A 13,831-nucleotide genomic window follows, 5' to 3' on the forward strand; every position below is an offset into this window, starting at 1 on the left:
TCTCGCGCTCGGCTCGGCGCCGGCGCCAGCGGTCCACATGGATCTCAGGGTATCCGCCCGCGCATTGCGAGCGCAACGACCTTCGCAGATCCCGCAGGTGCAGCGGCGGCCATCGCGACCGTGGCCGTCTGGCCAGCTCGGCGAGAGCAGACCCCGCGCAGGCCCACGCCTTCCGGTCCGGCCGGTCTTGGCGCGATCCCCCGCCCGCCCAACGGATCGGCGGTTCGCCCGCGCGAGCCGAAGGCGAGCATCGGGTGCACCCGCGAGTTGTGCAGCCGTCGCTGGAAGCGACCGCCAGCTCGATCGTCGACTCACAAACGCTTCACCATCGCTCGCTCGCCCAATTCGCGGGACGGCCCCACGTCGATGAATCCGTGGCGGACGTACAACGAGATGGCGCTGAGATTGTGCTCCTTCACGTCGAGGCGGAGCTCACTTGCGCCCTGCTCGCGTGCCCACCGCAGGATCTCCTCGACCAGTGCGTCGCCGACGCCGCGGCCGCGCACCTCCGGCGCCACCCACATGCTGATCAGCTCGTAGGTGCCTTCGAAAGGCGCGCCCGTAGCCATGCCGACCGGCTCGCCGTCAACGTTGGCCACGAGGTTGTGGGAACCAGGCAGCTCCAGGCGCGCGCGCCAGCGCTCCTCGGATGCGTTTTCCCATTCCTCGAGCGTCGAGCCGAAAGCATGGGGAGCGTCCGCGAGTGCGCGCAGCCTGACGTCGCGCCAGACGGCCCAATCTTCAGACGTCAAGGTCCGCAAGTTGATCACGTGAGAATGGGCGGCCTGCCCAATGAAGAGTCAGGCCGAAGATTCGTGTTGAGGCCGATTGCCCTGGTCACTGACCGGCAGGCGGTTGCCAGAGCTCTACCTTGTTTCCTTCTGGATCGATGACCCAGGCAAACTTCCCGTACTCGGAATCGTCGATCTTCTCGAGGACGTTGCAGCCTTCTTCGCGCAAGACTTTGACGAGGGCGTGGAGATCCTCGACCCGGTAATTGACCATGAAATTCGCAGTACTGGGCGCAAATTGGTCGCCTTGCGCCGAAGCGATGGACCAGACGGTTGTTCCGGCGACCGGCTTACCTTCACCGTCGGTCCAGGTGAAAGCCGTGCCACCCCACTCCTGGACATCGATCCCGAGGTGCCGCTTGTACCAGGCCTGTAGCGCCGGTGCGTCTTTGGCTTTGAAGAAGATGCCGCCGATGCCAGTGACTCGCTTCATAAAACCTCCGAGGACGGGTGACGGTGAGCGAACGTGTGCTTCTGCGACCTGACGCCTGAGGCAAGCCGTGCCGCGAAGGGGCGTCGGCTCGAACGATCTGCCAGCTATCTCTCCATGGGTTGACGGATGATGGTTTTCCACTTCGCGGGATCGGCGCGACGTACGTCGCTCAGGTACACCTCGTGGTGCTTTCCTGCAAGCGCCGAGCGTTCGTGGATAAAATCATGGACTCGCTGGATGGTCGGCCCTTCTTCAGCAAAGGGGCCAACGTGGAGTACCTGAGCACATGATCCTTCGGTGAAGCTCTCCAGCCTGAGCGCGTCCACCGCGGGGAGCGCCTTCTTTCGCCTCACTTCCACCATGGCCGCCTGAATCACCGCCTCCTGCACGAAATGAGGCTGCATGATCATCATCGTCCATTTCCACATCGACCTGTCGTTGGAGGTGAAGACGGACATGTCATCCGACCACCAGAGACCTTCGAGGGGCATGACCGCATAATCGATCCCTTGCGCCCCTTTCTTCACCATGAACTTCGCCGTGTAGGCAACGGAGAACAGCGCTTCCACTGCCTCGACATACTGCTGTGATGTGTTGGGGTCGCCCTCGCCGTCGATCATGAGGAACTGAAACGCTGGCACTTCGACCTGAACCACCTCCTTCGCGGATGCCTGGTAGAGATGCTTGAGCTCCCTCTTGAGATCAACCTTCGACACGAATGCACCTGATGATAGCCAACGACAAGTTCAGCCGCGGCGGGCGTGCGCCGCAGCCTGTGGATACAATGTAGCCGACGTCCGCCGTCGGATGCAACGCTCTGTTCGGCGGCGGGGCGCGGGGGCGGCTGCCTACGGGTTCAGAACCGGTTTGAGCTCTGGGCCACGGAGATGAGATCCTGCGGAACAGTCCCCATTGGACGCGCAATGTCGTAGCGCGACGACGACGGCGGGCGCGCCGGCGTAGGCTTCGTCGCTGTGGTGTGTGATCCGCGCGACGTCACGAATCGCTCGACGGCCCTCCTCGACGCTCGGGTCGAAGAAGAACGACAACGGAGCTGCGCGCATGGCAGCACCCGAGCCTGAGGCGAACTCACCGCGAGCTCCAGCAAGAGCCCAGTGGGCACCCGCGGCGAGATCGCGAATCGCCTTGAGCGTCGCAGGGCCTACGCCGGAGATGCGGCCAGTCTCGAGCCAGTGGGGGTCATGTTGGCCCGGAGTTGCCCGGGCCGAGCGTGCACCTGACGGCGCCGAGGGGATGTGCGGCGCGGACCCGTGCTCGGCAGAGACCGTGGCCGGCGGGCCGGGGCCGCCGGGCGGCCCGTCCGCTGGTTCGGATGCAGCGGCCCCATGGCGGTGGCCGGGCGCTCATGTAGGACCGTCCCTGCCGCGACTCGGGCCAGGGCGTCCCTGGCCGCTTCTGGGCTACGCTTCGGCGCGTGCATGGCGACGTGCAGGCGTGGAAGGCGTCGATCGCCGCGCTCTACGACATGACGCGCGGCGACCGCCCGCTGGGCCCCGTCGAGGGTTGCCCGTGCTGCGTCTCGCCCCTCGAGGCGCGCGCGCTGCATCAGGTGGCGCGCGAGTTGGCGCGCGGCGAAGCCATCGGGCGTTTTGCGTTCAAGGCCATGACCACGTGGGGCGAGCCGCGCGATTTCCGCTGGTTTCTCCCCCGCGTCCTCGAGCTCATGGCGACCGAGCAGGTCGGCGCGCTCTGTTTCGAGATCGTCGCGGACAAGATCCTGTCCGCCGGCTTCGCCGCGTGGCCGCAGCCTGAGCGCGACGCGGTGCGCGCCGCCTTCGCCGCGCTCTTCCGGCTCCGCGTGGGTGGCCAAGCGAGCGTCGAGGTGACTGACCTCGCCGCGTCGTGCGCGCTGCTCGGCGTGGACCTCCGGCCGCTGCTCGAGGAGCTCGCGCTGCGCGCGCTCGACGACGCGGCGGCCGCCGAGGTGTACGTCGAGCTCGCGGAGTCGGTGGTCTGCCGGCAGGGCGCCCCGGCGGCCGGGGCGGTCCACGGACGCGCAGCGACGGCCGAGGCGGCCCTGTCCGGCTTCTTCTGGAGCGAGCCGACCCTCGCCCATGTCGAGCGGCTATTCTTCCGCTTCTCCGACGGGCGGCTCGGCGAGCGGCTGTCCCTCGTGGCGCAGTGCCTCGAGCTCGCCCGCGACGCGGGGACCCTTCCGGGCGCCGTGGGATAGCAGCGCGAGATCATTTCCCGAACGGCGTGGAACGGCGAGCGTGGTCGGACCGCTCCGGGAGCCCCCGTTCTCAGGCCCGGCCGAGGATGCGGCGGAAGAAGCCGGTCTTCGGGGGCGGCGCCTCGGCGGGTCGCCCGACCAGCCAGCAGTCGGCGATCACGAGCGTCGCGCGCTCCGGGACCTCCACGGCGTCCGCCGGCGCGACGATGTCGATGGGACCGCCGAGGGTACGGATGCGCGTGTGTACGAAGCTGCTCCCAGCGATCTCGTTGCGTGCAACGGTGACCGACTCGACATGCCCGGTGATCAGGGCGCGGGCGCGCGCGCCGAGCTGGCCCTCGGGGCCGAACATGCCGTGCGGCAGGAATGCCTCGGCCGCGAGGCGCATGGGCTTGCCGGGCTCGCGCGGGACGCCGGGCTCGGCGTCGCCGAAGAGCGCCGCCTGCGCGCGCTCGAAGTCGTCGGGCGTGGTGCAGAGTGAAAGGGACGAGGCGAAGCCGACGATCACGACCTCGAACGTCCGCTCGTCCGCGAGCCAGGCCTGATAGGGCTCGAAGAACAGGAATTGCAGAGCGGTCCGCGTGCACATCTCGCCGGACGAAGGGTCGAGCACGTCGCAGTCCGCACCGCTGCAATGCAGGCACTCGCGATCGAGGTGCGGCGCGCTCGTGTGCACTCGCCAACGCGTGCCGCCGTCGGGCGCGGCGAAGAAGGGGGTGATGCATTCGATCCTCTTTCGGGCATCAAGCCGCGCAGCGAGCGCGGCACCGCTCGCGTCGCGGAACCAGAGGTAGTGCGCCGCGGACGCGCCGAGCTCCGGCGGCGGAGCGGCGCGCTCGAGCGCGGCGCCGAGCATACGCTGAAGGTCATCCTCGGAGGAAACAGCGAAGCCGATGGCGGACAGGTTGCCCATGGGGGAGGTATATCCGAGATCGGCACGCGTGCGTTCCCTTGCTCGACGCGCCGCAAGCATCCGCGGCAGTGTGTCCTGGGTCGCCGCCCAGCGCGCGGAGGGCCGCCTCGTACTCATCCACCGCGACGAGGATGAACGCTGCTCGCTTGCCGAACTGGGCGCGAGCCAGCTCCGCATCTCGGCGAAGAGCGGCAGGCATTCGGCGAGGAGCTCTGCCCGGACCGCGCTCGCCGACACGGACATCGTCTGCCCGCGGCTCATGACGCGGTCCATCAGGCCGGACGCCCGGCACACGTGCTAAGTGATGGGGTGCGTTGAATCGAGCATCCGTGCCTCCACTGCCGGGCGATCGAGCTCGGCAGCCGCTTGCCTGCTCGGCCCTGTTCGCATCCTATTCGCATGGGCGCCTGGGCCTGCCACGACTCCACATGAGGGCGTACGAGTCTCTCGCCCAGGCGAGGTACACGTCGCCCGACGGAGCATGGCCCACGTCGGGGCACCCCTCGTCGCCGAGCATGACGTCGACGGTCGTGGGCTCGCCGAACGTGCTCCCGGAATCCTCGGAGATCAGCAGCTCCGTGACGTTGCTCGTGCCGAACGGCTCCCCGCGGGTCCGCGCGACGGCCACCTTCCCGTCAGACGAGCCCACGATGGTAGCGCACATGTTCAGCTCGTCGGGAGGCGTGACCTGCACGACGGGGCCGGCGGTGCCAGTGGCCGGCTCGAAGCTCGTGACGTACGTGGACCTCTGCCCGATCCCGGGCCCGTCATCGAACACCACCAGCACCTTGCCGCCGCTGTCGATGGCGTGTGGGCACCACACCTGCGCCATGCTGGTCGCGAGGGTCGTGGGCACGCCGAACGTGGCTCCGTTGTCGGCCGAGGCGGCGATTCGCACCTCCTGGCTCCCGTAGTCTCCGGCCCCCCACACGATGACCAGATATCCGTCGACGTAGAGGACATCGGCGCACGTCGACAGCGGATCCAGCATGACGGGGGGCGAGAAGCTCGAACCATCGTCTGACGAGGTCGCGTAACGGAAGCCCCACCCCGTCCAGTAGTCGGGGTGGACGTGCCACACCAGCGCCACGTTCCCCGCCTGGTCGGCCGCGATCTTCGCGGCATACGACGCGGGGCTGATGCCGACCGACTCGGTCACCGCGCCCCCGAAGGGCAGGTCTGCGCGGTTATAAACGATCGTGCCGGGGCCCTCGAAGTAGGTCCACCCGAAGTGAGCTTTGCCCGCCCCGAGGGCCAAGGTGAGCTGGTCGGTGAAGGCCCCGTCGATGATGGTTGCCGGCGCGGGGAACGAGACGCCATCGAACGCCGAGACCAGGAGGCTGCTCCCGGTGGCCCAGCTGAGGACGGGATGCTCGCCATCCATGACGAGCGTGTGGCGAGGAGCGTGCGTCCCCCCGTCCACGGCCGCCGCAGGCGAGAAGACAAACCCGGCCTGGGGCGTGGGCCCATCCGCGGTCGAGAACGTCCAGGAGCCGCCGACGGCCGCGAGCGATCGGCCCTTGTCGTCGCGGACTTCCGGCGACAAGAGGACCTGCACGAGCTGATCGGGTGGGAGCGGAGCCTCTGGCAAGAACGTGATGGCCTGAAGGGCGACCTCGATCGCGCCCGTCACCTCCACGTCGCCGACGATCACGCGCAAGCTCGCCGCGCCGACCGTGGCTGCGTCGATGGGCTCCGCCGAGTGGACCTGGACCACGGTGTTGGTGCCGGCCGCGGCCGTGTCCGGAGTTGGGCAGCGGGTGATCTCCTGGGGTTCGGGCGACATGCCGCCCGAGCCCCCGAGCCCGCTCGATCCGCTGGATGCCGGGCCCGCGCTCACGCCTCCGCCGCTGCCAGGTCCGCCGCTGCCGGATCCGCCGCTGCCGGGACTACCACCGTGACCGGGTTCTTGCTCCGTGACACTGCTGCCGCACGCAGCAACGGCGACCGCCAACGAGAGGAGATGGATCGCGCGCATAAGCGCACGCTAACACGCCCGGTCGCCCAGCCCTGGGGGCGGCCTATCGCAGCGGACTGCCCGGGCGGCGCGTCGTGGCGCCGGCCACGCCGCCCGCCCTCGCCGATGCCCGCCAGCCCGAGCCCGCCCTCGAACCTCCGCTCCCAGGGGACGCGGATCCGCTATCCCGGTGCCCCCTTGCTGCGCCAGCAGCGGGCGCGTGCTGCGCGTGTGCTGCTGGAGCAGCAGGCGGCGGGCGGGCTGACGCCGGCCTCCTGCCGTGGCGCCAGGGGCGACGAGGCGGGCGTCAGGGCCGTGGGCCTGCTCCGCTCGGGAGCGTGATTTGCAGGGCGCCCGCGCGGCAGCGACACCCGATTCGGCACGGCGGACGAACGCGCCGACCGACCGGCCGCTCGCCTCGGTTCGCGTGATGACCTCTTCGCCGCCTCTCCCCCAGCGTTATCTTCTCGGCTTCATGGTGCTCGGTCTGCTCGCGGGCTCGAGCAACGGCGTGGCCAAGGTGGTCCTGCCGCTGTATGCCGCCTCGCTCCACGCCTCGCCCTGGCAGATCGGCCTTGTCGGCGGCCTGCAGTTCACCGGCATGCTGCTGCTCTCGATGCCTGTCGGAGGCTTGATCGACCGCCACGGCAGCCGGCCGCTGTTCCGCTTCGGCGGCCTCGCGGGCGCGGCGCTGTACCTGCTCGGCTTCACCCAGATGGATCGGCCCTGGCAGCTCATCGCGGGCGTGGTCCTCTTCGGGCTGCTCAACCCGTTTCGCATGGTCGCGACCCAGACCGAGTTTCTTCACCTGCTTCCTCGCCTCGGCCCGCGCAAGGCGGGCTGGCAGCGCGCGTCCCACTCGCTCGGCATGTTCTTCGTGGGCCCGATGCTCGGCGCGCAGCTCCTCGGCCTGCTCGGCTATACCGGCGTGTTCGTGGTGACCGGACTCGGGCTGCTCGCGACGGTCTTCGTCGGCGATCGCGTGCTCTCCGGCGCTCCCCCCGGCCGCGGGCGCTCGGCCACGCCGCTCGTCGAGCGCCTGCGCGGACAGGTCGGGATCATCCTGTCTCGCCGCGGGCTGCGCCAGAGCATGCTCATCGAGCTGTGTGGCCAGATGGCGATGTCTTACTTCGCCGTGTTCGTGGTGCTGATCGGGATTCGCGAGTTTCACCTCTCGGTGCCGCAAGCCGCGAGCCTCGTGACCATCCAGGGCGCCGTGTTCGTGCTGACCTTGCTCCTCGCCGGGGGCGCCCTGTCGCCGCTGCGCGACGCTGCCCGCTACGCGATCGCCTTTTCGCTGCTGCTCGCGACCGAGCTCCTGCTCGCCTTCCCCCTCGGCGTCGCGTCGCTGTGGATCGGGGCGGTCTTGCTCGGGCTCGGGCTGGGCGTGCAGCACCTCACGAGCGTCAATCGCTTCGCGGCGCTCACCGCGGAGCTCGGCCGCGGCCGGGTGGGCGGTCTGTTCTCGCTCTCGGGGCCGGCCGGGAGCCTGATCGGCGCGGTGGCGGGCGGCTCGCTCGGGCAGCGCTTCGGCCTGCTCAGCGGCTTTCGCGTGCTCGCGGCGCTCTATGCGGTGCTGGTGGTGTGGCACGGGCGCGGCGCGCTGATCGAGAGCGCCGGGCCCGTCGCGCTCGCCGAGGGCGAGCCGGAGTGACCGCAGCCGTCACGCCAGCTCGCGCAAGAACGACAGGACCACCTCTCCCAGGCGCTCGGGTTGTTGGAATGGAAGGCCGTGGCCGGCGTCCTGCACCTGTTCGATCCGCACGCGTGGGTTGAGGCTCCGCAGCTCCGTTGCCATCTCGAGCGTGACGACGGGGCTGCTGTCACCGATGACGAGCAGGGTCGGGACGTCGATCGCGCTCACCACGCCGCGAAACTCGGGGTTGGGCGGCGTGAGGACGTCGAACGCGCCCATTCGGGTCTTCAGCCTCGCCTCGGCTTGCAGCTCGACGATCTCGGGCGAGCGATCCGGGTTCCGGGCTCGGGCCTGCGCGACGAGCTCGGACTTCTGCAAGCCGAGGACCTGGCGGTGTTGATCGGCGACGTCGCTGTCGCGCACCTCGCGCTGGCGCTCGGGGCTCAAGAACGTCGGGTCGACCAGGATGAGGCCGCGGATCACCCCCGCCCCTCGGCTCGCCACCACCGCGGCGGTCATGCCGCCCATCGAGTGGCCCAGCAGAACCGGACGAGAGAGCTCCAGGCCGCGGATGAGGCCCACGACGTCGCTCGCGTGATCGTCGTACCGGTATCCGTGGTGCGGCGCGCTCGAGCCGCCGTGCCCTCTGGCGTCGGGCATGACGACGTCGAACTCACCTTCGAGCGCCCGCGCCAGGGGAGTCCAGCAGGCGCCGCTCCCCATCAGTCCATGGAGCAGAACGACGGGGGGCCTGCCGCCTCCGGTCCGGAGGTAGTGGATGTTGATGCCGTTCGTTTCGCAGAATCCGTTGATCCAGGTCGTCATGAACCGTCCCTGCCTGCCGCAGCTTCGCACGGTGCGCGCAGTGCCCCCGCGCGTCGGTCAGCGAGCCCTTGCTGGGCCGCATCGGCGCGCATCAGGCCCGACCGCCTTCCAGGCGCCGCGCCTGTTGCTCGAACCAGCGGGTGAACCCCTCGACGGCTGCGACGAGCCCGGCCCGCGACACATCCACACCGCGGCCCATGTGCCCGGGTAGATCGCGAGAGAGGATACGAACCGAGCCGTCGGGGGGGCAGAGGATGAACGCTTTGCACCCGTTGAACTGCTCGCCCCAGCTGGTCAGGAAATTGTGGGCGCTCCAGAACGTCCAGTCCCGGCGGAGCTCCTCGGCCGTTCGCGTATCGGTCACTTCGACGTCTCCATGATGGCTGTACAGTAGCCCGTCGAGGAAGTTCCAGGCAGCGATGTCGTCCAATCCGGCCAGCTTCTCGGACCACAGGCGGTCGAGGTTGGAGGGCAGCCAGCGCAACGCGAGGTAAGCCGGGTACAGCGCGCAGCGCGACTCCCCGAGGTCTCCGAGGGCCACCCCGCGACACCAGACGCACATGCGCCCCCACACCGCGCTCGGGGGCTCCAGGTCGGGCTCCACGTCCGCTTCTATGGCGAAGTCCAGCGGATCCCCGAATACCATCGGCGTCTGGTCGGGCGGGCTCATGGTTCAATCCTCGGGCGGATGCCAACCCGCGATGACCCAGCCTCGCCGGGCTTCCACGAGCTCGGCGCGGTTCAGGCGAACCGCAGCGATTGTAGCTCGGCCAGCTGGCGTCTTGCCAATGATAAGAGACCCCTCCGTGCTCCAGCCGAAATGATCCAACCAGACCTGCTGTCGTGGGTTCAAGAGCCGTACGACTTCACCGGTGTGCGGGTCGGGAGCAGCGATTCGATTGCCCTTGTGATCGTTGCACATCGAGCACGCGAGCCAGAGATTTTCCCTGGCAGTAGGTCCGCCCAGCGACTCAGGGATGATGTGATCGATCTCCATCGGCGTGCCGATGATACGCGCCGAGGTCAGGCAGTAGCCACAGCGATGGCGCGCCTCACTGGCGACCTGCTCACGCAGCGTCCTCCCGATGTAGCTACGGCTCATGTCCCTGGTGAAGCCCCGAGACGTCATGACCTCGCTGTTTGAGCAGGGCCGCAGATCGGGAACGAACCAGCATGATCCGCGTGTACTCCTTCATGAGCGTCGCGAGCGCCTCGACGTCCGACGCGGAGAGCCCTTCGCTCTGGCGCTTGATGTGCAGCTCCTCGAGGTCCGCGGCCTTCTCCGGGGCGAGGCTCTGCTTGGCGGCCCGCCATAGTTCCTCGTCACCCAGCAAATGCAGCGCGGCGATGGCCTCCGCCATGTCGACCGGCAGCTCGTCGGGCTCTTCAGGGAGGGAGGTTGCCACTGCGTCGACGAGCTCGGCCTCGACGGTCCGTTGCGTCTTCTGCGCGCGGCGAGCCAGGCGCTCATACAGCGGCTCGGGCAGATTCACGGTGACGGCTTGAACGGCCATGTCCTAGTTTACGATGAGCCGTCGAGGCAAGCAAGCTCGGCGGTGCGCGGCCCTACCGACGCGCAGCCGATCGATCTCCGCTGCTGCTCTGACATGAACGTCACGGGCGCGGGCCGCGCAGCAGCGACGCGACGCCCTTGAAGAAGCGGAACGCTCCGACGAGGATGGGCCAACACGCAAGAATGTACGCGTTGCTGCTCGCTGAGTAGGTCGCCACGGTGAAGGTGATGCCCGCGATGCAGAAGAGGCCGCCGACGAGCATCTCCCGCAGCGCCCACTCGTTGTCTCCCTTTGCGGCCTGGGCGCGCAGCTTCTCGTCTCCGGAGGTGAGCGGCACGATGAGCGGATCGTCGACTCGCGTCTTTGCCGCGCACAGCGCGACCAGATCAATGAATACCGCGGGGTTGGGGATGCGATCGAGGCGTATGGCGCGCCAGGCCAGGATCGGAAAGCGGCGATAGAGGCGCACGCGCGCGTGCGACACGACGGCCAGCCGGATCTCGCGCCACGTCATCCGCGCACCGCCGACGGTGATCCCCGCGCGATCGAGCTGGATCTGCCCGAACGAGAGCACCTCACCTTCCTCGAGCGCCCGGCGGGCTTCGAGGAACAGCGGCCCCGAGCACCCACGCAACACGCTGATGGCGAGGGTGGCGCCGTCGTTGACCGCGAGGGGCAAGCGGTGCACCTCACCGGAGTACTCAACAAGGCGGAGGGCGCCGAGGTACGCCCCTGCCTGATTGTGAATTGGACGGATCTCGTACCAGACCTCGTTCACGTCGTCGAACGGGACGACCCGCCGGATGCCTGATTGCAGCAGGACCAGTCCCTGCGCGTGCAGCGCCGCCGACCACCCGCGATTGCGCAGCGGTTCCCAGGCGAGGATCGCGAGCGTGGCCGTAGCAAGGGCGACGAGGATGGCCAGTGACGCACCGCCCGCGGCGCCGATGGCGACGATCAAGGCTGCGATCAGGATCGGGCCGAGGAGCGCCCGGCGCAGCGGCGGCGGCGCGTGGACGGAGCGCAGACTCCCGAGCCGGGCCGCCTCCGACTGCTGCGGCGCCGGGTCGGGCTCGACCGGAGAGGGCTCACGGTAGGGTCGCGCAGGCATGGGAAGTCCATATCACGGAGGACGGCGGGGCGGCGGGCGAGGGTGAAGCTGCTGCGGTCCAGAGTAGATGCGTCTTCCGTCCGACCCGCCGTCGGATTCACGGAACGAGCTGGACGTCCTTCGCCGCCCAACGACTGGTGTCAAGCTGCGTGATCCCCAGCGCAGCGAGGGCCACGTCAGCTTCAACAGCCTGGTTGGGCGGCGTCCCGCAGGAAGCTCTCCAACAGGTACTCGACGCCAGCAATCCTTGTTGGTCAATACGAATCGCTTGTGGAGGCTTTGAAGCCCGAGAAGCCAGAACCGCGACCGCCGTCTGATGCAGCGCCTGGTTCGGCGGCCTACTCGAACGGAGCCTCGTATACCCCGAATACGCGCTGCTTGTACCGCCGTCCCGTATCGAGGTCGACCTGCCGCCAGTCGAGAACCTGCCCGCCCTCATCGAGGAACAGCTCGGCCCCACGCGGGTACTCCCGCCCGCCGAGGATCGACGGCGAGGCGAGCACCACGACGCTCGGACGGCCATCAGGGTAGACCCAGGCGTGAAACTCGGCGGAGCACGGGAGCCCACCGATCAGCTCATCGGCCTCCAGCAGCTGCGAGTGCTCAAGCAGCCGCCCGGCCTCGTCGAGCGTGACCCGCGCACCGGCCGGGACCGGTACGCCCGTGAATTCGTGGGCGGTGGCAAGGGTGGCGTTCAGAAGAGCGCCGCTCTCGTGGAGGTATACGATGCCGGGGGCGCAGCTCACGCCCCCGATGACCACCGGCCGGGAGAGCCAGGCTAGCCGGAGCCGGCCGCTGGGGAAGAACACCACGTCCCAGCCGCCGGCGCACGGAAGTCCCTGGATGTCGGTGTCGCGGGCAAGGGTCGCGTCGTGGATTGAGCCGTCGGGGAACAACTCCGCGCCCTCGTCCAGGTACTCGATGCCGCTTACCACCATCCGCGCCTCCACTTGAGAACAGAACGATGTGGTGTCGCTCCAGAATCAGCCCCCTCGACCGCTGACCGCCACTTCCGCATGCAGCGCCTTGAGCTCCGAGCCCACCCCCTCGTGCCGCCCCACGCATCCTGGAAAGACAGCGTATTCGAAGGCTGCCCCACCTTGTCAAGAAGACCAGCGCAGGACCGTGCGGTCTCTACACCGGACGAGCGGCGGGCTGTCGAGGTGCTCTTCCCCGGCACGACGCGCGACGCGCCGGGGTGGAGCGCCGGGTCCCCCGCGTCAGGCGTGGCTCGCGATGAAGCGGGCCGTCGCCTCGGGCGACGAGAGGATCGCCCACTGGCGATCCGGGTAAGAGAAGTTCGTGGCGAACGCGTCGGCCAGCGGCTGGCTGCGCGAGGCCGCGGCGAGGAGCGCCACCGCGTGGTCCGGCGGCGGCTGGAGGAAGGCGTTCGTCCACTCCGTGGCCGGCCGGAGCGCCTCCCAGAGGCGGTCGTCCAGGTCCGCGCAGAACGCCTCATCGAACGCGGCGCCGGCGGCGGCGTGCCCCGCGATCCGCTCGGCGGCGAGCCACGCCGCCAGCGTGGCCATGTTCGCGCCCTGGCCCGTGATCGGATCGTGGGTGATGTGGAGATCGCCCAGCGCGAGCGCGAACCTGCCGCCGCCGAGGGGCGCGTACGCGCGCCGCACCACCGGCGTCACGGCGCCGGTGAGGTAGTCGCGCGAGCTCGCCACGCCGAAGCTCGCCCGATCGACGCGCTCGGCCGTGAGCGGCGCGTGCGCGAGCACGGCGTCGAGCAGCGCCGCGTCGAACCGCGCCGGATCGTCCTCGTGGCGCATCCGCGTGATCGGCTCGAGCGCGCCGCCGGGGATCGCCTCGATGAGCAGCGATGGCGCGACCCCGCCGAGCGTGAGGTACTGGTTCTCGAAGATCTCGCCGTGCCCCGGGGAGAGCTGGAACATGAACTCGCGCCGCTCGGGCATGCGGAGCCCGCGAACGATGCCCGCGAAGAGCCGCCGCTGGGGCCCGGCGTGCGGGCTGCGCTCGGGGACCTTCGGGAAGAGGTCCGAGAGGCCCGCCCGGCCCGTGGCGACGACCACGAGGTCGTGCCCCGCGGCGAGGTCGGAGATGCCGGCCGCGTCGAGCGAGGCCTTCACCACGCGGCCGCCGCGCGCGGCGAAGTCCTCGAGCAGCCGGGGCAGATAGACGCGCATGTCGATGAAGAGCATGTGATCCGGGAGGTCGCCGGCGAAGCCGAGCGGCGGATCGGCCGCCACGCGCACCCGGACGATGCGGGTGGCGTGCTCGTCCCCCTCCCAGTGCGCGACGCCGAGCGCCCGCTGGCGCGCCCGGGTCGGCGGGGAGAGCGCGACGGTGCTGGGCAGGCGCCCCGCCCGGATCTCGTCCGGCGTGCGCTCCTCGTACAGGCTCACGTCGAGTCCCTCCTTCTGGAGGTGCAGCGCGAGGTGCAGGCCGGCCATGCCGGCGCCGACGATTGCAATGGTGGGCATCCTTGTC

15 protein-coding genes are annotated in these 13,831 nt (G+C 69.4%); 2 read left to right on the forward strand and 13 right to left on the reverse strand.

Annotation, left to right across the window (positions count from 1 at the left end):
• Positions 1-311: 311 nt before the first annotated feature.
• From WME96_RS38810 to WME96_RS38825, 4 genes are all read right to left on the reverse strand, one after another.
• A complete protein-coding gene (locus WME96_RS38810) occupies positions 312-752 on the reverse strand; it encodes an N-acetyltransferase family protein (RefSeq protein ID WP_437286600.1) in 441 nt (146 codons plus the stop codon).
• A gap of 85 nt (positions 753-837) precedes the next feature.
• Positions 838-1,224 carry a VOC family protein gene (locus WME96_RS38815; RefSeq protein WP_437286601.1) on the reverse strand — a complete coding sequence of 129 codons (387 nt, stop codon included), beginning with the start codon at positions 1,222-1,224 and terminating at the stop codon, positions 838-840.
• A gap of 104 nt (positions 1,225-1,328) precedes the next feature.
• Entirely contained in the window at positions 1,329-1,940 is a 612-nt protein-coding gene (locus WME96_RS38820; RefSeq protein WP_437286602.1) for a GyrI-like domain-containing protein, read from the reverse strand.
• 132 nt (positions 1,941-2,072) lie between these two features.
• Positions 2,073-2,480: an ADP-ribosylglycohydrolase family protein gene (locus WME96_RS38825; protein ID WP_437292399.1), complete on the reverse strand. Its 408-nt coding sequence runs from the start codon at positions 2,478-2,480 to the stop codon at positions 2,073-2,075.
• Positions 2,481-2,659: 179 nt separating this feature from the next.
• Here WME96_RS38825 and WME96_RS38830 point away from each other — a divergent pair, with 179 nt between their 5' ends.
• Positions 2,660-3,418, forward strand: coding sequence for a hypothetical protein (locus WME96_RS38830; protein ID WP_437286603.1), 759 nt, complete (start codon positions 2,660-2,662; stop codon positions 3,416-3,418).
• 70 nt (positions 3,419-3,488) lie between these two features.
• Here the strand turns inward: WME96_RS38830 and WME96_RS38835 are convergent, their stop codons facing one another.
• The gene (locus WME96_RS38835) at positions 3,489-4,508 is read right to left on the reverse strand and encodes a hypothetical protein (protein ID WP_437286604.1); all 1,020 of its coding nucleotides are present in this window, start codon (positions 4,506-4,508) and stop codon (positions 3,489-3,491) included.
• 214 nt (positions 4,509-4,722) lie between these two features.
• On the reverse strand, positions 4,723-6,117 hold the full coding sequence (locus WME96_RS38840; protein WP_437286605.1) for a hypothetical protein: 1,395 nt from the start codon (positions 6,115-6,117) through the stop codon (positions 4,723-4,725).
• Between the two features lie 601 nt (positions 6,118-6,718).
• On the opposite strand from WME96_RS38840, the gene WME96_RS38845 reads away from it, so the two are divergent.
• Positions 6,719-7,942 carry an MFS transporter gene (locus tag WME96_RS38845; protein WP_437286606.1) on the forward strand — a complete coding sequence of 408 codons (1,224 nt, stop codon included), beginning with the start codon at positions 6,719-6,721 and terminating at the stop codon, positions 7,940-7,942.
• Positions 7,943-7,951: 9 nt separating this feature from the next.
• Here the strand turns inward: WME96_RS38845 and WME96_RS38850 are convergent, their stop codons facing one another.
• The 7 genes from WME96_RS38850 to WME96_RS38880 form a co-directional block, all read right to left on the reverse strand.
• The gene (locus tag WME96_RS38850) at positions 7,952-8,749 is read right to left on the reverse strand and encodes an alpha/beta fold hydrolase (RefSeq protein ID WP_437286607.1); all 798 of its coding nucleotides are present in this window, start codon (positions 8,747-8,749) and stop codon (positions 7,952-7,954) included.
• Between the two features lie 91 nt (positions 8,750-8,840).
• Positions 8,841-9,419: a hypothetical protein gene (locus tag WME96_RS38855; protein ID WP_437286608.1), complete on the reverse strand. Its 579-nt coding sequence runs from the start codon at positions 9,417-9,419 to the stop codon at positions 8,841-8,843.
• Positions 9,420-9,422: 3 nt separating this feature from the next.
• Positions 9,423-9,851 carry an HNH endonuclease gene (locus WME96_RS38860; protein WP_437286609.1) on the reverse strand — a complete coding sequence of 143 codons (429 nt, stop codon included), beginning with the start codon at positions 9,849-9,851 and terminating at the stop codon, positions 9,423-9,425.
• Positions 9,841-10,263 carry a hypothetical protein gene (locus tag WME96_RS38865; RefSeq protein WP_437286610.1) on the reverse strand — a complete coding sequence of 141 codons (423 nt, stop codon included), beginning with the start codon at positions 10,261-10,263 and terminating at the stop codon, positions 9,841-9,843. Before WME96_RS38865 ends, WME96_RS38860 begins: the two co-directional genes overlap by 11 nt.
• A 100-nt stretch (positions 10,264-10,363) precedes the next feature.
• Positions 10,364-11,374 (reverse strand): DUF6585 family protein, encoded by a 1,011-nt coding sequence (locus tag WME96_RS38870; RefSeq protein WP_437286611.1) that lies wholly within the window; start codon positions 11,372-11,374, stop codon positions 10,364-10,366.
• A 338-nt stretch (positions 11,375-11,712) separates the two neighbouring features.
• Entirely contained in the window at positions 11,713-12,312 is a 600-nt protein-coding gene (locus WME96_RS38875; protein WP_437286612.1) for a hypothetical protein, read from the reverse strand.
• A 282-nt stretch (positions 12,313-12,594) separates the two neighbouring features.
• Positions 12,595-13,824 carry a styrene monooxygenase/indole monooxygenase family protein gene (locus WME96_RS38880; protein ID WP_437286613.1) on the reverse strand — a complete coding sequence of 410 codons (1,230 nt, stop codon included), beginning with the start codon at positions 13,822-13,824 and terminating at the stop codon, positions 12,595-12,597.
• Between the last annotated feature and the right edge of the window lie 7 nt (positions 13,825-13,831).

Origin of the sequence: Sorangium sp. So ce406, assembly GCF_051474675.1 — a bacterium.
Lineage (GTDB): Bacteria > Myxococcota_A > Polyangia > Polyangiales > Polyangiaceae > Sorangium > Sorangium cellulosum_G.

Coding starts and splice junctions, on each gene's coding strand:
- WME96_RS38850 (WP_437286607.1), bottom strand. CDS start 8,749: ATGACGACCTGGATCAACGGATTCTGCGAAACGAACGGCATCAACATC.
- WME96_RS38865 (WP_437286610.1), bottom strand. CDS start 10,263: ATGGCCGTTCAAGCCGTCACCGTGAATCTGCCCGAGCCGCTGTATGAG.
- WME96_RS38815 (WP_437286601.1), bottom strand. CDS start 1,224: ATGAAGCGAGTCACTGGCATCGGCGGCATCTTCTTCAAAGCCAAAGAC.
- WME96_RS38860 (WP_437286609.1), bottom strand. CDS start 9,851: ATGAGCCGTAGCTACATCGGGAGGACGCTGCGTGAGCAGGTCGCCAGT.
- WME96_RS38845 (WP_437286606.1), top strand. CDS start 6,719: ATGACCTCTTCGCCGCCTCTCCCCCAGCGTTATCTTCTCGGCTTCATG.
- WME96_RS38835 (WP_437286604.1), bottom strand. CDS start 4,508: ATGCGGAGCTGGCTCGCGCCCAGTTCGGCAAGCGAGCAGCGTTCATCC.
- WME96_RS38870 (WP_437286611.1), bottom strand. CDS start 11,374: ATGCCTGCGCGACCCTACCGTGAGCCCTCTCCGGTCGAGCCCGACCCG.
- WME96_RS38875 (WP_437286612.1), bottom strand. CDS start 12,312: ATGGTGGTAAGCGGCATCGAGTACCTGGACGAGGGCGCGGAGTTGTTC.
- WME96_RS38840 (WP_437286605.1), bottom strand. CDS start 6,117: ATGTCGCCCGAACCCCAGGAGATCACCCGCTGCCCAACTCCGGACACG.
- WME96_RS38880 (WP_437286613.1), bottom strand. CDS start 13,824: ATGCCCACCATTGCAATCGTCGGCGCCGGCATGGCCGGCCTGCACCTC.
- WME96_RS38855 (WP_437286608.1), bottom strand. CDS start 9,419: ATGAGCCCGCCCGACCAGACGCCGATGGTATTCGGGGATCCGCTGGAC.